This window comes from Stenotrophomonas sp. TWI602, assembly GCF_039674045.1.
In the GTDB taxonomy this organism is placed as follows: domain Bacteria; phylum Pseudomonadota; class Gammaproteobacteria; order Xanthomonadales; family Xanthomonadaceae; genus Stenotrophomonas.
Map to the genome: position 1 here is coordinate 1 of NZ_JBDJMT010000033.1, position 15,592 is coordinate 15,592.

General features: G+C 67.2%; 18 protein-coding genes. 10 read left to right on the top strand and 8 right to left on the bottom strand.

Annotated features, from left to right (window positions below):
* Positions 1-75: 75 nt before the first annotated feature.
* Complete coding sequence (locus tag ABE483_RS17800) at positions 76-1,224, bottom strand: 5-(carboxyamino)imidazole ribonucleotide synthase (RefSeq protein WP_346482133.1); 1,149 nt, start codon at positions 1,222-1,224, stop codon at positions 76-78.
* A complete protein-coding gene (gene purE / locus ABE483_RS17805) occupies positions 1,221-1,724 on the bottom strand; it encodes a 5-(carboxyamino)imidazole ribonucleotide mutase (RefSeq protein WP_019186188.1) in 504 nt (167 codons plus the stop codon). The genes ABE483_RS17800 and purE overlap by 4 nt, the downstream gene beginning before the upstream one ends.
* 59 nt (positions 1,725-1,783) lie before the next feature.
* On the opposite strand from purE, the gene ABE483_RS17810 reads away from it, so the two are divergent.
* The 4 genes from ABE483_RS17810 (at position 1,784) to ABE483_RS17825 (ending at position 4,616) form a co-directional block, all read left to right on the top strand.
* Positions 1,784-2,053, top strand: coding sequence for a Trm112 family protein (locus ABE483_RS17810; protein WP_019186189.1), 270 nt, complete (start codon positions 1,784-1,786; stop codon positions 2,051-2,053).
* Positions 2,050-2,907: a carboxylating nicotinate-nucleotide diphosphorylase gene (nadC, locus tag ABE483_RS17815; protein ID WP_313211243.1), complete on the top strand. Its 858-nt coding sequence runs from the start codon at positions 2,050-2,052 to the stop codon at positions 2,905-2,907. The genes ABE483_RS17810 and nadC overlap by 4 nt, the downstream gene beginning before the upstream one ends.
* A 140-nt stretch (positions 2,908-3,047) precedes the next feature.
* On the top strand, positions 3,048-4,175 hold the full coding sequence (locus ABE483_RS17820) for a DUF2272 domain-containing protein (RefSeq protein ID WP_346482134.1): 1,128 nt from the start codon (positions 3,048-3,050) through the stop codon (positions 4,173-4,175).
* Positions 4,176-4,259: 84 nt separating this feature from the next.
* Positions 4,260-4,616, top strand: a complete 357-nt coding sequence (locus ABE483_RS17825; protein WP_313211245.1) for a DUF3301 domain-containing protein — start codon at positions 4,260-4,262, stop codon at positions 4,614-4,616.
* A gap of 173 nt (positions 4,617-4,789) precedes the next feature.
* Here the strand turns inward: ABE483_RS17825 and ABE483_RS17830 are convergent, their stop codons facing one another.
* From ABE483_RS17830 to ABE483_RS17855, 6 genes are all read right to left on the bottom strand, one after another.
* Positions 4,790-5,233 carry a ClpXP protease specificity-enhancing factor gene (locus tag ABE483_RS17830; protein ID WP_313211246.1) on the bottom strand — a complete coding sequence of 148 codons (444 nt, stop codon included), beginning with the start codon at positions 5,231-5,233 and terminating at the stop codon, positions 4,790-4,792.
* Positions 5,234-5,386: 153 nt separating this feature from the next.
* Positions 5,387-6,022 (bottom strand): glutathione S-transferase N-terminal domain-containing protein, encoded by a 636-nt coding sequence (locus ABE483_RS17835; RefSeq protein ID WP_019186262.1) that lies wholly within the window; start codon positions 6,020-6,022, stop codon positions 5,387-5,389.
* Between the two features lie 160 nt (positions 6,023-6,182).
* Positions 6,183-6,929, bottom strand: a complete 747-nt coding sequence (locus ABE483_RS17840) for a cytochrome c1 (RefSeq protein ID WP_313217808.1) — start codon at positions 6,927-6,929, stop codon at positions 6,183-6,185.
* Complete coding sequence (locus ABE483_RS17845; protein WP_123728838.1) at positions 6,922-8,181, bottom strand: cytochrome bc complex cytochrome b subunit; 1,260 nt, start codon at positions 8,179-8,181, stop codon at positions 6,922-6,924. Before ABE483_RS17845 ends, ABE483_RS17840 begins: the two co-directional genes overlap by 8 nt.
* Before the next feature lie 2 nt (positions 8,182-8,183).
* The gene (gene petA / locus ABE483_RS17850; RefSeq protein ID WP_019186259.1) at positions 8,184-8,804 is read right to left on the bottom strand and encodes a ubiquinol-cytochrome c reductase iron-sulfur subunit; all 621 of its coding nucleotides are present in this window, start codon (positions 8,802-8,804) and stop codon (positions 8,184-8,186) included.
* A gap of 171 nt (positions 8,805-8,975) precedes the next feature.
* A complete protein-coding gene (locus tag ABE483_RS17855; protein ID WP_346482135.1) occupies positions 8,976-9,932 on the bottom strand; it encodes a lytic transglycosylase domain-containing protein in 957 nt (318 codons plus the stop codon).
* A 119-nt stretch (positions 9,933-10,051) separates the two neighbouring features.
* Here ABE483_RS17855 and miaB point away from each other — a divergent pair, with 119 nt between their 5' ends.
* The 6 genes from miaB to ABE483_RS17885 all read left to right on the top strand — a co-directional run bounded on the left by miaB (position 10,052) and on the right by ABE483_RS17885 (position 15,586).
* The gene (miaB, locus tag ABE483_RS17860; protein WP_313217803.1) at positions 10,052-11,515 is read left to right on the top strand and encodes a tRNA (N6-isopentenyl adenosine(37)-C2)-methylthiotransferase MiaB; all 1,464 of its coding nucleotides are present in this window, start codon (positions 10,052-10,054) and stop codon (positions 11,513-11,515) included.
* A gap of 237 nt (positions 11,516-11,752) precedes the next feature.
* A complete protein-coding gene (locus tag ABE483_RS17865; RefSeq protein WP_088433024.1) occupies positions 11,753-12,739 on the top strand; it encodes a PhoH family protein in 987 nt (328 codons plus the stop codon).
* Complete coding sequence (gene ybeY / locus ABE483_RS17870) at positions 12,736-13,221, top strand: rRNA maturation RNase YbeY (RefSeq protein WP_121041647.1); 486 nt, start codon at positions 12,736-12,738, stop codon at positions 13,219-13,221. Before ABE483_RS17865 ends, ybeY begins: the two co-directional genes overlap by 4 nt.
* 55 nt (positions 13,222-13,276) lie before the next feature.
* Positions 13,277-13,963, top strand: coding sequence for a hypothetical protein (locus ABE483_RS17875; protein WP_313211249.1), 687 nt, complete (start codon positions 13,277-13,279; stop codon positions 13,961-13,963).
* An 82-nt stretch (positions 13,964-14,045) separates the two neighbouring features.
* Positions 14,046-14,639 carry a hypothetical protein gene (locus ABE483_RS17880; protein ID WP_313211250.1) on the top strand — a complete coding sequence of 198 codons (594 nt, stop codon included), beginning with the start codon at positions 14,046-14,048 and terminating at the stop codon, positions 14,637-14,639.
* Between the two features lie 65 nt (positions 14,640-14,704).
* A complete protein-coding gene (locus ABE483_RS17885) occupies positions 14,705-15,586 on the top strand; it encodes a transporter associated domain-containing protein (RefSeq protein WP_313217798.1) in 882 nt (293 codons plus the stop codon).
* Positions 15,587-15,592: the final 6 nt, after the last annotated feature.

Sequence of the window (15,592 nt, forward strand, 5' to 3'; positions counted from 1 at the left end):
TTTTGCGGCGGGGTCGCCCCCCTTGGTTGGTCGGGCTCCTTGGTCGGGCGGGCGGGGGCCCGCCACCCCTCGCCTTCAACCGCGCAGGATCTCGATGACCGGCGCGACCTGCTCACCGCGATCAAGCTGCGCACCGACGCTTTCCAATGCACCGGCCAGCGCCGCCGCATCGTCATCACGCAGCGTGGCATGGCCAACCTTGCGCCCGTCCCGCGCCTGCTTGCCGTAGTCGTGCCAATGGCCGCCGGCCTGGCCGAGCACCGCGTTGGCATCGGGCATCTGGCCGATCCAGTTGAGCATGCAGGCATGGCCCAGCATGCGCGTATCGCCCAGCGGCAGGCCGAGCACGGCGCGCAGGTGGTTGTCGAACTGCGAGGTCTCGCTGCCTTCAATGGTCCAGTGGCCGGAGTTGTGCACGCGCGGTGCCATCTCGTTGGCCAGCAGTTCATCGCCGCGGCAGAACAGTTCGAGCGCGAACACGCCGACATAGTCCAGGCGCTCGGCCAGCGTACGTGCGTAGCCGATGGCCGCCTCGTGCTGGAGCGCCGGCAGCTGCGCAGGGGCCAGGCTGGCCGAGAGCACGCCGTTGACGTGCCAGTTGCCGGTGATCGGCCAGGCGCGGAACTCGCCATCCTGCCCGCGGACCGCCACCACGCTGACCTCGCGATCAAAGGCGACGAAGCCTTCCAGAATCAGGCCGGTCTTTTCGACCTGGCTGCCGAGGGTGTCCCAGGCAGCGTCGATGTCGGCCGCGCTGCGGATCCGGAACTGGCCCTTGCCGTCATAGCCCAGCCGGCGGGTCTTGACGATGCAGGGCATGCCGAACTCGGCGACCTTGGCCGCCAGTTCGTCGCGGCTGCGGATATCGGCGAAGGGCGGCAGCGGGATGCCCAGCGACTGGAACAGGGTCTTCTCGCTGAGCCGATCCTGGGCCAAGGCCAGCGCATCCGGATTGGGATACACCGGCACGCGCTCGGCCAGGAACTTGGCGCTGCGCGCCGGCACGTTCTCGAAATCGAAGGTCACCACGTCCACGCGGGCGGCGAACGCGGCCAGGGCCGCCTCATCCTCGAACGCGGCCACCTGCAGCGGTGCCACCTGGGCACCACAGGCATCGGCGGCCGGGTCGAACAGCTCGAAGCGCAGCCCCATCGGCGCACCGGCCAGGACCATCATGCGGGCGAGCTGGCCGCCGCCCAGAATGCCAACGGTCCTGGGGGTCATTGACGCGGGTCGTCGTGGGCCATGACGTCTTCGGTCTGGCGGGCGCGGAAGGCCTCGAGCGCTTCGCCGATCGCCGGCTGGTCCGAGGCCAGCATGGCGGCTGCGAACAACGCCGCGTTGGAGGCGCCGGCGTTGCCGATGGCGAAGGTGGCGACCGGAATACCGGCCGGCATCTGCACGATCGAGAGCAGCGAATCCATGCCGTTCAGGGCTTTGGACTGCACCGGCACGCCCAGCACCGGCACGGCGGTCTTGGCGGCGATCATACCAGGCAGGTGCGCGGCCCCGCCGGCACCGGCGATGATCGCGCGCAGGCCACGCTGGCCCGCCTGCTCGGCGTAGGTGAACAGCACGTCCGGCGTGCGATGCGCCGAGACCACTTTCACTTCATAGGGAACGCCCAGCGAATCCAGCTTCTGGGCGGCGTGTTGCATGGTTTCCCAATCCGAGCGGGATCCCATGACGATGCCGACGAGCGGCGCGGTTTGGTTGAGGGTCATTGGCCGTCACCTGCCTTAAAGACGTATTCTAGCCGTCTTCCACGCAAGACGAAGAATCCATGGATCGCAAGCTGCTCGACCTCCTGTGCTCGCCCGATACGCGCCAGCCCCTGTCCCTGCTCGACGCCACCGGCCTGGACGCGCTCAACCGCGCGATCGGCAGCGGTGCCGTGCTCAAGGCCGATGGCAGCCCGCAGGCGCAGACGCTGCGCGAGGCCCTGCTGACCCGCGACCGCAAGCAGGTGTTCCGCGTGGACGACGGCATCCCGGTGCTGCTGGCCGAAGAGGCCATCGCCACCGCCCAGATCGCCGATTTCCCGGAAAAATGAGCCACCTCCCCGTGCCGGCCCCCGAGGCCGCCCTGGTGGCCGCCGATGTGGCCCGTGCGCTGGCCGAGGACATCGGCAGCGGTGATGTCACCGCCGCCCTGCTTCCGGACCGCCCCGACAGCGCCTACCTGCTGTGCAAGCAGGACGCGGTGATCGCCGGCCGCCCATGGTTCGATGCGACCCACCGGGCACTCGATCCGGAGGTCAGGATCGAGTGGCGCGTGGCCGAGGGCGACCGCGTCGCTGCCGGCACGGTGCTGGCGCTGCTGCAAGGCCGCAACCGCAGCCTGGTGAGCGCCGAGCGGACCTCGTTGAACTTCCTGCAGACGCTGTCCGGCACGGCGACCACCACCGCGCAGTACGTCGCGGCCGTGGCCGGTACCGGCGCGCGGATCCTGGACACCCGCAAGACCCTGCCCGGCCTGCGCGTGGCGCAGAAATACGCGGTGCGCTGCGGCGGCGGTGACAACCATCGCCTGGGCCTGTTCGACACGGTGATGCTCAAGGAAAACCACATCCGCGCGGCCGGCTCGCTGACCGCTGCGGTGCTGGCGGCGCGTGCGCAGTGGCCGGCGTTGCCGCTGGTGGTCGAGGTCGAAGACCTGGACCAGCTGCGCGAGGCGCTGGCGGTGGGCTGCACCCGCATCCTGATCGACGATTTCGATGCCGCCACGCGGCGCGAGGCCGTGCGCATCGCGGCCGGGCGGATTCCGCTGGAGGTGTCCGGCAGTGTCGGCCTGGACGGCCTGCGCGCGATCGCCGAGGACGGCGTGGACTGCATTTCCATCGGCGGGCTGACCAAGCATGTGCAGGCAATCGACCTGTCATTGAAACTGGGTCCGCCCCCGGGCTGAAACGCGCGTGTCGACCAACGGTCGACACCGACCGGGCTGGTAGCGCACGACCGTTGGTCGTTCGGCGTCGGCGCGCGGTGTTCACGGGATCGGCAGACCGGGTCTGCGAGGCTTGCCCTGCCCCCACCCGGAGAGCGCGCATGCGCCCCTTGTTCCTGCTTGCATGTCTGTCGCCGCTGGCGACGCTGCTGCCGGCCACCGCATCCGCGGCCGAGGTCTGCGATATCCCACCCCGGTTCGGGCTGAGCCCGCTGGCCGTGGCCATCGTGCAGACCGCCTGCAACGAACACCGCCTCTGGTACCGCCCCTTCATCGACCGCGATGGCCGCGCGGCCAGCCTCAGCGTGACCGAAGCCGAGGACGTCCACCTGGCCGACAACGGCCTCGTCGCGTGGCAGCGGGTGGTCGGCTACTGGCGGCAGAGCGGCACGTTGTCGCCGATGGGCAGCCAGCCCGGCGCATCGAGCTGCCTGGCCCCACCGGGCACGCGCTATACCGATAGCGACTGCCGTGCGTTCCTGATAGACAACCCGTGGTCGGCCGCCTTCATTTCCTGGGTGATGACCCGCGCCTCGGTACCCGGCTTTACCCGCTCGCCCCGACACATCGACTACATCCGCGCTGCCTACCAGAACAGCGGGCCGTACCGGATGACCGACCCGGCGCAGGAGAAACCCGCGCCCGGCGACCTGCTGTGCTACCTGCGCGACCGCCGCGACACCCTGAGCTACAGCGGGCTGGTGCAGTCGCTGGGCAGCGGCGCGGTGACGCACTGGAAATCGCACTGCGAAGTGGTGATCGCGGCCAACATGGGCGGCGACCGCACGCTGTATCTGATCGGCGGCAACGTCATGAACACCGTGGCGTTGCGCAAACTGTCGCTGGACCGCAGCGGCCGGATCGAGCTGCCTCCCGCGAAGGCCGGTGCAGGCGATGGGGTGGATCTGGGCTGCACGCCGGGCCGCGAAGAGGAATGCAGCTTCAATCGCCAGGATTGGGCCGCACTGCTGAAGCTGGTGGCGACCGCGCCGGCGACGGTGCCGATGGGAACTCCGGACCCGGCGACCCTGCCCGCTCCCGGCGTGACGGCACCGCCGATGGCGGCTCCGGCTTCCCAGGCACCGATGCGAGCGCCCACCGTGGTTCCGCCCCGTCCGCCGGTCCCGAGCGCGAACCCGGTTCCGGCCCCGCCGGCGAGCCCGACTCGGACGCCGACACCCACACCGACACCGATACCCGTCCCGCCACCGCCACCGCGCACGCCCTGATCACGATCGCGCGGATGGCTTGATCCGCGCCGCATTCGTCGCCATCTTGGGAGGACCGACCTCCCTGACCGCGCCGAGTCACCGATGCCCAGTTTGATCCTGTTGATGATTGCCGGCGCGTTTGCCTACGCCTTCTGGAATTCTTCGCGTGCCGCCGCCGAACGTGCAGGCGTGCTCGGGCGCAATGCCTGCCGCGCTGCCGATGTGCAGTGGCTGGACCAGAGCGTGCACGCCACCGGCCTGCGCGTATGCCGCAAGGAGAACGGTTGGCTGGGCTGGGAGCGCACCTTCAAGTTCGAGTACTCGCACGATGGCGTGGACCGCCACAGCGGGCGCATGGTGCTGCGCGGTGATCAGCTGATCACGTTCGTGGGGCCGTCGGCGGCGCGGATCAGTGAGATCCGCCGCGATATCGATACACGGGATGCCGAAGACGTCTGAGCCCGGTAGAGCCGACCGTTGGTCGGCTGTTCTCTACGGACATCCAAGACAACCGACCCACGGCAGCCGACCAACAGCAGCCAACCAACCGCAGCCGACCAACGGTCGGCTCTACCGGGTCGGTGTCGTGGATCCCCAATGAAATGGCCGCCTTGCGGCGGCCATGGTGGGTCTTATTTGACCACCCGCAGATGCGGGCGACCGCTGGGCTTGGGCGGTGCATCGTCCGGCGGGGTCGGTGAATCGTCCGGCGGCAGCGCATCGTCCGGACCCGGCTCATGGCCCGGGATGTCATCCGGCAGCGCCATGCCCTGCCCCGTCTCGCGGGCGTACACGGCCAGCACGGCCGAGATCGGCACCTGCACCGGGTAGCTGGTGCCGGAGAAGCGGGCCGAGAAGCTCACGCTGTCATTGTCGATATGCAGGCGCACCACGGCGCGCTCGGCGATGTTCAGGACAACGCGGCCGTCCTTGACCGCGCTCTGCGGCACCTGCACGCCAGGCATGCCGGCGTCGACCAGGATATGCGGCGTCAGGTCGTTGTCATTGATCCATTCCACCAAGGCCCGCAACAGGTACGGACGGTGGCTGGTCATGCGAAAAGTGTCTTCAGTCATGTGGTAGAGCCGAGCCGTGCTCGGCTGCTCTTGATCCGGATTGCCTGATGCAAGTGTACGCGCCCGCCTACCCGCAGGTCAGCCATGGCGCGTACCGGCACCGCGATTTCGTTCAGTACACGGCTGTGCCGCATGCTGCACACATCCCGCCGATCAGACCGGCAGATCGCGCAGTTTCTTTTCCTGGTCGGTCAGGCTGCGGATGAAGCCGGGGTGCCGGAAAATGCGGTTGCCATAGTCTTCGATCGACTTGCCATCCTTCGGCAGCGGCACGTCCAGTGCCTGGAGTCGCCAGATGATCGGCGCCATCGCGCAGTCGGCCAGGCTCATTTCCGGGTTGAGGAAGAACTTGCTGGCCTTGAACAACGGCACCGCGCTGGTCAGCAGTTCCTTGAGCCGTTTGCGCCCGGCCTCGGCCTGGGTCTTGTTGCCCAGCTGGATGGCCTGAACCTGTGGCACCCAGTCGTGTTCGATGCGCAACATCGCCAGGCGGATGCGGGCCCGCGAGAGCGGATCGACCGGCATCAGCGGCGGGTGCGGATAGCGCTCGTCCAGGTATTCGCTGACCACCGACGCCGCGTACAGCACCAGCTCGCGTTCCACCAGAGTGGGCACGGAGTGGTACGGATTGAGATCGATGAGATCTTCGGGCGGGTTCTGCGGGTCGACCGGCACGGAGTCATAAGTGACGCCCTTGGCCGCCAATACCAGCCGCACGCGATGGCACAGCACATCGTCGTTCGAGGAAAACAGCGTCAGGGTATTCCGCATGCGTACGCTCGCCGCCATCAAAGGCTCTCCAACGTCCGGTAACCGCCGGTCGTATCGGCGCCGCCAGCCCATTGCCAACGGTCGTCACAGTACCCGAGTGTGCAACCGCACATCACAAAAGCCAATAGGTCGATCGTCCCACGGCAGGAACGATCGACGCGGGAAGGCGTCCGACCGCTCAGTGGACGTCCTTCCAGTATTCCTTCTTGAGCAGATAGGCCAGGAAGGTCAGCAGCGCCAGGAACAGGATCACCCACACGCCCAGCTTCTGGCGTTTCAGGGCAGCCGGCTCGCCGGCATACTCCAGGAAGTTGGTGATGTCGCGCACCGCCTGATCGTACTGCCCGGCATCGATGTTGCCCGGCTGTTCGATCTTCAGCCCGACCACCGGTGCATCTAGCCCGGGGCCCTCGGCCTTGCCATGCACCGCATGCTGCAGCCCCTGCATTTCCCACAGGGGGTTGGGCATGGAGGCATTGGGGAACACGGTGTTGTTCCAGCCCAGCGGCCGCGTGGGATCCAGATAGAACGACTTGAGGTAGGTGTAGACCCAGTCGCTGCCCCGCACGCGCGAGATCAGGCTCAGGTCCGGCGGCATCTTGCCGAACCACTTCTCGGCCTGCGCCTTGGGCATCGTCACCGGAATCGGTTCACCCACCGGGGTGCCGGTGAAGTTGAGGTTGTTCATGACCTCTTCTTCGCTCAACCCGAGATCGGCAGCCATGCGCGAGTAGCGCAGGTATTTCAGCGCGTGGCAGCCGGAGCAGTAATTCATGTAGAGCTGCGCGCCGCGCTGCAGCGAGGCACGATCGCTCAGGTCATTGCCGGCCTGCAGGGTCTTGGCGCCCTCGGCGGCATCGGCCACCGCGACACCGAGCATCAGGGCCGCCGCGCAGGCCAGCCGGACAATCCAGTGGTCAGTCATGCGTGGTCACCCGGTCCGGTACCGGCTTGGTCCTGTCCAGCTTGGTCCATAGCGGCATGGTGATGAAGAAGGCGAAATACAGGAAGGTCAGCACGCGCCCGATGTAGGTCTCGTGCGCATCCGTACCCGGGCCGGAGCCGATCACGCCCAGCCACACGAAGCACACCGCGAACATGCCCAGCAGGCCGCGCGAGAGCAGGCCGCGGTAGCGGTAGGACTTTACCCGCGCCCGGTCCAGCCACGGCACCAGGAACAGGATGGCGATCGCCGAGAACATCACGATCACGCCCCCGAGCTTGTTGGGCACCACGCGCAACATGGCGTAGTACGGGGTGTAGTACCAGACCGGCTTGATGTGCTCGGGCGTCACCAGGCGGTTGGCCTCGGTGAAGTTGTCGTGCTCGAGGAACAACCCGCCGAAGGCCGGGGCGAAGAAGATGATGAAGGCGGCGATGATCAGCAGGAAGCCGGCGCCGACCGCATCCTTGAGCGTGTAATACGGATGGAAGGGAATGCCATCGGTAGGCGCGGTGGCCGACCAGCGGTTGCCCTTCGGGCCCTTCTTGATCTCCACGCCGTCCGGATTGTTGGAGCCCACTTCATGCAGCGCGCCCAGGTGCAGCACCACCAGCAGCAGCAGCACCAGCGGCAGCGCGATCACGTGCAGGGCGAAGAAGCGGTTGAGGGTGGCGTCGCTGGGCAGGTAGTCGCCCATGATCCATTCGGTCAGGCCGGTCCCGATCACCGGGATCGCGCCGAACAGCGAGATGATCACCTTGGCGCCCCAGAACGACATCTGGCCCCAGGGCAGCACGTAGCCCATGAAGGCTTCGGCCATCAGCACCAGGTAGATCAGCATGCCCAGGATCCAGACCAGTTCGCGCGGCTTCTGGTAACTGCCGTAGAGCAGGCCGCGGAACATGTGCAGGTAGACCACGATGAAGAACAGCGAGGCACCGGTGGAGTGCATGTAGCGGATCAGCCAGCCCCACTCCACGTCCCGCATGATGTATTCGATGGAGGCGAACGCTTCGGCCGCGTTCGTCTTGTAGTGCATCGTCAGGAAGATGCCGGTGACGATCTGGTTGACCAGGATCAGCAGCGCCAGCGAACCGAAGTAGTACCAGATGTTGAAGTTCTTGGGCGCGTAATACTCGCTGACGTGCTTGCGGTAGACCGGCATCAGGCCCGGCGCGCGGGCGTTGACCCAGTCGGCCAGTCCGGTGGCGGTGCGGGAAAGGATATTGGCCATGATCAAGCCGCCCCCTGCGGATCAACGCCGATGATGATGGTGTTGTCGTCCTGGTAATGGTGCGGCGGCACCAGCAGGTTGATCGGTGCCGGAACATCCTTGAACACGCGACCGGACATATCGAAGCGCGACTTGTGGCAGGGGCAGAAGTAGCCGCCCTTCCACTGCGGGTCGTAGGGCTCGGGGCGGATCTCGGCGACCATTTCCGGCGAACAGCCCAGATGGGTGCACAGCCCGACCAGCACCGATACCTCGGCCTTGATCGAACGGAACTCGGGATTCTGCTTGAGCACGTACTCGGGCTGCTGTTCTTTCTCGCCCGACTCGGGATCCTTCAGGCGGCCGTCCAGCCCGTGCAGTGCATCGAGGATGGCCTTGGAGCGCTTGACGATCCAGATGGGCTGCCCACGCCACTCCATGACCAGACGCTGGCCTTCCTGGAGCGCACTGATGTCGGCAATCACCGGGGCACCGGCCAGTTTGGCGCGGGCGCTGGGATTCCAGGACTTGATGAACGGTACCGCTGCAAATCCGACGCCGACCGCTCCGACCACCGCAGTGGTTGCTGAGAGAAACCGCCGACGTCCAGTGTTGACTGGATCGTTTACCCCATCGTTGGCCATCCGGCACTCCGATATTGATTTAGGTAGCTTGAGGCTGCCAGCAGACCGGTGGGGGCCAGTCCACATTGAATCAGCCGCGAGTGTAGCTGAACCGAAGTCGGCCACACAACGCGGTACTACGGAACGACATTACCCCGACAGTACGGCATCAGGTACCACCGGCGCCATGGGTTATTGATGGCTGGCCACTGCGCCGCGGTAGCGGTCGGCCAACAGGGCCACCCGCTTCACGTAATACCGGGTCTCGCTGTAAGGCGGCACGCCACCATGGCGGTCGACCGCGCCCTCGCCGGCGTTGTAGCCCGCCGCAGCCAGGGTGAGATCACCGTTGAAGCGCTTGAGCAGCCAGGACAGGTACTGCACGCCGCCGCGGATGTTCTGCGAAGCATCGAAGGAATCGCTGACCCCGAAACGGCGCGCGGTCGGTGGCATCAGCTGCATCAGGCCCTGTGCGCCGGCGCGGCTGAGCGCGGTCGGGTTGTAGGCCGATTCGGCATGGATGATCGCGCGGACCACCGCCTCTTCCACCCCGAACTCACGGGCGGCGGCGGCAATCTCGCTCTGGTAGGCCGTGGTGTTGAGCCGCACCGAGCCGAAGTTGACGGCCGGGTTCGCCCCGCAGGCGTAGCAGCGCTCGATGAAGCTGTAGTGGATGGTGCGGACCTGGCCAATGCTGGCGATACCGGCCGGGCGTGCGCTGGTGTAATGGCGAACGCCATCCTTCATATAGGCATACAGCTGGCCGCTGCGGACCTTCCCTGCCTTCCCAGCGGCCGCTGCCGGGGCGGACGGCGCGCTCAGCACCGTCGCCGGGGCGGTGGCCGGGGCAGCAGCCGGGGTGATCGCGGTCGCCGTCGTGGCGGTATCGGCCCGGACCGGGGCGGGCGTGGCACCGGCGATCGGCGCCGCCGGCGTCGGCGCGGGAGGCGTTGCCAGGGCCCGGCGGGGCGCCGCGCTGCGGTCGGGCCGGTAGCTGCTGATCACGCTGCAGGCGGCCCCGGCCACACGCTTGCTCACATAGCTGGGAATGCCGTCACTGCCGACGCACTTGTACAGGGTGCCCGCACTGGCCGGCATAGCGGTCAGCGCAGCCAAGGCCAGCGCAGCGATCCCCAACATCCCCTTCATGAGCGGGAGTGTCCCCAATTCGCCGGGGATTGCCAAGGGGGGAGCCCGACCCGGCTACAATGACCTGCTCACCGCAGCCATCCGGCTGCCTGCCCGCCCACCCGACTGGAATAAGCGCCATGACCGGGACGCCAGCTTCGACCGCGCCGACTTCGGCCGGTTCTGCCTTGCCTGCCTCTGCTCCGCCCAGCTCCGTCCCCCGCCCCGATCTGCTCCCCCTGCCCGGCGCCAGGCCGCAGGTGACGGGTCCGGTGCGCGGCAAGCTGTACATCAAGACCCACGGTTGCCAGATGAACGAGTACGACTCGACCAAGATGGCCGCCGTGCTCGCCGCCTCGGAAGGGCTGGAACTCACCGACGACCCGGCCGAGGCCGACGTGCTGTTGATGAACACCTGCTCGATCCGCGAGAAGGCCCAGGAGAAGGTGTTCAGCCAGCTCGGTTACTGGAAGGCGCTGAAGAACAACGGCCGTGGCGTGATCATCGGGGTCGGCGGCTGCGTGGCCTCGCAGGAAGGCGAGGCGATCATCAAGCGCGCGCCACACGTGGATCTGGTGTTCGGCCCGCAGACCCTGCACCGCCTGCCGGAGCTGATCCGCCAGCGCCGTGAATCGGGCAAATCGCAGGTGGACATCAGCTTCCCGGAGATCGAGAAGTTCGATGCCCTGCCCGAGCCGCGTGCCGAGGGTGCCTCCGCGTTCGTCTCGATCATGGAAGGCTGCTCGAAGTACTGCTCGTTCTGCGTGGTGCCCTACACCCGCGGCACCGAGGTCAGCCGCCCGTTCGAGGACGTGGTGGTGGAAGTGGCGCAGCTGGCCGCCCAGGGCGTGCTGGAGATCAACCTGCTCGGCCAGAACGTCAACGCCTACCGCGGCCCGTATGGCGACGGCGAGTTTGCCGACCTGGGCTTGCTGATCCGCACCATCGCCGAGATCGACGGCATCGGCCGGATCCGCTTCACCACCTCGCACCCGCTGGAGTTCAGCGATTCGCTGATCGATGCCTACCGCGACGTGCCGCAGCTGGCCAACTTCCTGCACCTGCCCGTGCAGGCCGGCAGCGACCGCGTGCTCTCGGCGATGAAGCGTGGCTACACCGCGCTGGAATTCAAATCCAAGATCCGCAAGCTGCGCGCGGTGCGTCCGGACATCTCGATCAGCTCGGATTTCATCGTCGGTTTCCCCGGCGAGACCGACGCCGAGTTCGAGAAGACCATGAAGCTGATCGAGGACGTGGGCTTCGACCAGAGCTTCTCCTTCATCTATTCACGGCGCCCGGGTACCCCCGCGGCGGATCTGGAAGACACCACCACCGATGCGGAAAAGCACGCGCGCCTGTCGCGCCTGCAGGCCCGGATCAACGAGCAGGCCGCGGCCATTTCGGAAAAGATGGTCGGTACCGTGCAGACCGTGCTGGTGGAAGGCCCCTCCAAGCGCAACCCGAACGAGCTGACCGGCAAGAGCGAGAACATGCGCTCGGTGAATTTCCCGGGGCACCCGCGCCTGGTCGGCCAGTTCGTGGATGTGGTGATCACCGAGGCGTACAGCAACTCGCTGCGGGCGCGGATGGTGACGGCAGACTGAGCGGGATGGCCGGACGTCGGTCCGGCCATCGTTGACGCTTTTTTGACCACGCAATTGAACCCATTGCCGCAGTAGGGCTGGCGCCACCTATCCACAGGTTGCTGCACCGGCATTGCACAGCCCCTGTGGAAAACCACTTTCCGCCGGTGCTGTAGCGGCGGCCCCACACCCGCGCTACCCTGTTCTCCCTTTCCCTGCTTGCGGCCCGGTCGGCTGGACCGGCGGCCGCCGGACGCAATGACCGCACTCGCACAACGCGACTTCACCCTCACCCCGGAAGACAACGAGCGCCTGGCCAACATGGCCGGCCCGTTCGATGAACATCTCCGCCAGGTGGAACTCAAACTCGGCGTGGAAATCGCCAACCGTGGCCACGTGTTCCGCGTGACCGGCCCCAAGGCCGTGGTGGCCGATGCGCAGGCCCTGATCGAAGCGCTGTACGCCGAAGCCGGCGACGTGGTGTTCGACAGCCATGCCATCCACCTGCGGCTGAACCAGGCCAACGTGGAGCATGTGGTCGAGCGCGCCTACGAGGCCCAGGAAGTGGCGATCAAGGTCAAGCGCGGCACCGTGCGCGGCCGCGGCGCCAACCAGGCCCGCTACCTGCATCAGATCACCACGCACGACATCAACTTCGGCATCGGCCCGGCCGGCACCGGCAAGACGTTCCTGGCCGTGGCCAGCGCGGTGGAAGCGCTCAATGAAGCGCGCGTGCAGCGCCTGATCCTGGTCCGCCCGGCGGTGGAAGCCGGCGAGAAGCTGGGCTTCCTGCCCGGTGACCTGAGCCAGAAGGTGGACCCGTACCTGCGGCCGCTGTACGACGCGCTGTATGAAATGCTCGGCGTGGAGAAGGTGCTCAAGCTGCTGGAGAAGAACGTCATCGAGATCGCGCCGCTGGCCTACATGCGCGGCCGCACGCTCAACGATGCATACGTGATCCTGGACGAAGCGCAGAACACCACGGTCGAGCAGATGAAGATGTTCCTGACCCGCCTGGGCTTCGGCTCCACGGCCGTGGTGACCGGCGACCTCACCCAGACCGATCTGCCCAAGCACGTGAAGTCCGGCCTGCGCGATGCGATCGATGTGCTGCGTGATGTCGAGGGCGTGAGCTTCACCTTCTTCGAAGCGCGCGACGTGGTCCGTCACCCGCTGGTGGCCCGCATCGTCAGCGCCTACGACCGCCGCGATCTGCAGCAGGTCCAACCCGGAGCGACCCCATGACCCGTGGTCCCGTGCGACTGGACGTCGCCATCAGCTACGCCCTGCCCCGCGCCGGTCTGCCCTCGGCGGTGAGCTTCCGCAAGTGGGTGGCCGCCGCCCTGAAGGGCCGCATCCGCGAGGCCGACCTGGCGATCCGGCTGGTCGATGCGAAGGAGGGCCAGTCCTTGAACCGGCACTACCGCGGCAAGGATTACGCGACCAATGTGCTCAGCTTCCCGGCCGAACTGCCGGAGGGCCTGCCCAAGGGCGTGAAATTCCCGCTGCTCGGCGATCTGGTGATCTGCGCCCCGGTGGTCGCCCGCGAGGCCGACGAGCAGGGCAAGGCGCTCAACGCCCATTACGCGCACCTGACCGTGCACGGCGTGCTGCACCTGCTCGGCTGGGACCATGAGGACGAGAAGGAAGCCGACGCCATGGAACAGCTGGAGCGCGACATCCTGGCCGAACTGGGCATTGCCGATCCGTATGCCGGCGAGCGCTGAACCGAACGGTCGTTGCGATTGCTGATTTCCCCGTCATACAAGGAGGTATGTCGTCATGCCGGTTCCTGATCGCCGCTCCGCACTTGGTCCGGTACTGCTTGCCGTGTCGGTCATCGCGCTGCTGTACTGCGCGGTCGGTGCGCCGGGCCTCGCCGGGCTGACCCCGGCCGGCCGCGATCCCATCGCGCTGCGGTGGGGAATGCTCGCACTGTCCGCGGTGATCGCATCGCTCTCATTGACGCCCGCACGCAGCTGGTGGAAGGCACGTCAACAGCGCGCGCCGCTATCGGCTGTCTCGGCCAGGCGCCTGTCTGCGCTGGCGGCGGCGACGCTGGTGCTGGGCACGCTCACCTGCGTGGTCACCGGCCTGATCCTGCCTCATCTGCTGGCCGGTCCTGCCGGGGCGACGCTCAGCGCCACCGCCCTGAACGTGGTCGGCTGGTCCGGGCTGGCCGCTGCCCTGGCGGCCCCGCTGGGGTGGCGCACCCTGTATCGCTGGGCGCGACGCGATGGAGCATCGCCTGCCCAGTCATCGATATTCCGCGCACGGCCCGTACAGGTGGCACTGCTGTTCGTGCTCGCCGCAGCCTTCGCACTGGTGTTCGGGCGCGCGCTGATGGCGGTCACCGCCGGCGGCCCGGGGGTGATCCACCTGGGCGCCTCCGCGCTGGTGCTGTGCGCGGCCGGCATCGCGGTGGTTTCCTTCACCACCACCCTGCGCTGGCTGGTCCGCCGCCGTTGATGCCCTGCCACGGCGAACCGGCGCCCGCTATCATCGGTGCCGCGTCCGTGCCGTGCACGCCTTAGTTGATGGACCTGTTGCGATGACCCCGTTCCGATGTGCCTGCCTGGGCCTGCTCGCCCTGCTGCCCACCCCGGCCTTCGCCGAGGCGGCGCCGCTGGACCTGACCGCCCTGATCGAATGCCGCCAGAGCGTGAGTGACTACGACGCGGTGGCCCCGGTCGTGGCCGACCCGCTCAAGGCGGTCGCCAACGGCCTTCAGCCATTGCCGCAGACCAACCAGTTCATGAGCGAGTTCCGCCTGGCCGCCCCGATCACGGTGTTCGGCGAGCGTGCCGAATACATCACGGTGGCCGGGGCCAGCATCATGGCGATCCTGGATCTGGCCGACCCGCGCCCGCTGGCCAAGCGCCTGGCGCTGGAGGATGGCGTGGACACCCCGGTGAAGTTCATGGCCGGGCGCGAGCTGGTCAGCCGCGACGTCACCGACCCGCGTACCGGCGAGGCCTTGATCGAGTCGGTGATCCTGAGCCTGTCCACGGTCAAATCCCACCCCGGCAAGACCCTGGCCGGCTGTACCTACAGCCTGGACCTGCCACCGGAGGAAGACACCCCGCCACCGGGCGCCGCCCCGGCCCCCTTGCCGGGCGTGAATCCGCCCTCGGCCGGGCGCTGACAGGCGCCCGCATCCTGATAGACTAAATCCAACGCCCGGCACGCCGGGTGCCTTTTTTTCCAGAGATGTCTGAAGACGACAGTAGTAGCTCCACCCTGGAGCACAATGAAAAGAAGCGCAGCTGGCTCGAACGCCTGACCGCTGCCTTCTCCGGCGAACCCCACACCCGCGACGAGCTGGTGGCGGTACTGCACACCGCGCACGAAGACGGCCTGATCGCCGCCGACACGCTGCGGATGATGGAAGGCGCCATTTCGGTGGCCGAGCTCACCGTCGGCGACGTGATGATCTCGCGCTCGCAGATGGTCTCCCTGCCGGTCGAAGCCCCCTTCCTTGACCTGATGAAGCAGGTGGTCGAATCCGGCCATTCGCGCTTCCCGGTGCACGGCGACAACAAGGACGACATCCTCGGCATCCTGTTGGCCAAGGACCTGCTGCGCGGCGTGGTTGCCGACAACGGGCCGGCCAACATCCGTGAGCTGCTGCGCCCGGCGGTGCTGATCCCCGAGGCCAAGAAGCTCAACGTGCTGCTCAAGGAGTTCCGGCTCTCGCGCAACCACATGGCCATCGTGGTGGACGAGTACGGCGGTGTCGCCGGCTTGGTCACGATCGAGGACGTGCTGGAACAGATCGTCGGCGAGATCGACGATGAGCACGACGAGGCCGAGGACCACACCTCGCAGATCGCGATCCAGGCCGACGGCCAGTACGTGGTCGATGCATTGACCGCGATCGAGGATTTCAACGAGCGTTTCGGTGCCACGTTCCCCGACGACGATTACGACACCATCGGTGGCCTGGTCACCGAGGCGATCGGGCACCTGCCCGAAACCGGCGATGAGCTCACCCTGGACCGCTTCGTGTTCCGGGTGGCGCGTGCCGATGCCCGGCGCGTGCAGGCGTTCCATGTGACCGTGCTGCCGCCCGACACCCACAACGAGGATTGACCCACG

Bases quoted from the DNA above. Each gene is read 5' to 3' on its own strand.
- ABE483_RS17800 (WP_346482133.1), bottom strand. From the start codon at position 1,224: ATGACCCCCAGGACCGTTGGCATTCTGGGCGGCGGCCAGCTCGCCCGC.
- purE (WP_019186188.1), bottom strand. From the start codon at position 1,724: ATGACCCTCAACCAAACCGCGCCGCTCGTCGGCATCGTCATGGGATCC.
- ABE483_RS17810 (WP_019186189.1), top strand. From the start codon at position 1,784: ATGGATCGCAAGCTGCTCGACCTCCTGTGCTCGCCCGATACGCGCCAG.
- nadC (WP_313211243.1), top strand. From the start codon at position 2,050: ATGAGCCACCTCCCCGTGCCGGCCCCCGAGGCCGCCCTGGTGGCCGCC.
- ABE483_RS17820 (WP_346482134.1), top strand. From the start codon at position 3,048: ATGCGCCCCTTGTTCCTGCTTGCATGTCTGTCGCCGCTGGCGACGCTG.
- ABE483_RS17825 (WP_313211245.1), top strand. From the start codon at position 4,260: ATGCCCAGTTTGATCCTGTTGATGATTGCCGGCGCGTTTGCCTACGCC.
- ABE483_RS17830 (WP_313211246.1), bottom strand. From the start codon at position 5,233: ATGACTGAAGACACTTTTCGCATGACCAGCCACCGTCCGTACCTGTTG.
- ABE483_RS17835 (WP_019186262.1), bottom strand. From the start codon at position 6,022: ATGGCGGCGAGCGTACGCATGCGGAATACCCTGACGCTGTTTTCCTCG.
- ABE483_RS17840 (WP_313217808.1), bottom strand. From the start codon at position 6,929: ATGACTGACCACTGGATTGTCCGGCTGGCCTGCGCGGCGGCCCTGATG.
- ABE483_RS17845 (WP_123728838.1), bottom strand. From the start codon at position 8,181: ATGGCCAATATCCTTTCCCGCACCGCCACCGGACTGGCCGACTGGGTC.
- petA (WP_019186259.1), bottom strand. From the start codon at position 8,804: ATGGCCAACGATGGGGTAAACGATCCAGTCAACACTGGACGTCGGCGG.
- ABE483_RS17855 (WP_346482135.1), bottom strand. From the start codon at position 9,932: ATGAAGGGGATGTTGGGGATCGCTGCGCTGGCCTTGGCTGCGCTGACC.
- miaB (WP_313217803.1), top strand. From the start codon at position 10,052: ATGACCGGGACGCCAGCTTCGACCGCGCCGACTTCGGCCGGTTCTGCC.
- ABE483_RS17865 (WP_088433024.1), top strand. From the start codon at position 11,753: ATGACCGCACTCGCACAACGCGACTTCACCCTCACCCCGGAAGACAAC.
- ybeY (WP_121041647.1), top strand. From the start codon at position 12,736: ATGACCCGTGGTCCCGTGCGACTGGACGTCGCCATCAGCTACGCCCTG.
- ABE483_RS17875 (WP_313211249.1), top strand. From the start codon at position 13,277: ATGCCGGTTCCTGATCGCCGCTCCGCACTTGGTCCGGTACTGCTTGCC.
- ABE483_RS17880 (WP_313211250.1), top strand. From the start codon at position 14,046: ATGACCCCGTTCCGATGTGCCTGCCTGGGCCTGCTCGCCCTGCTGCCC.
- ABE483_RS17885 (WP_313217798.1), top strand. From the start codon at position 14,705: ATGTCTGAAGACGACAGTAGTAGCTCCACCCTGGAGCACAATGAAAAG.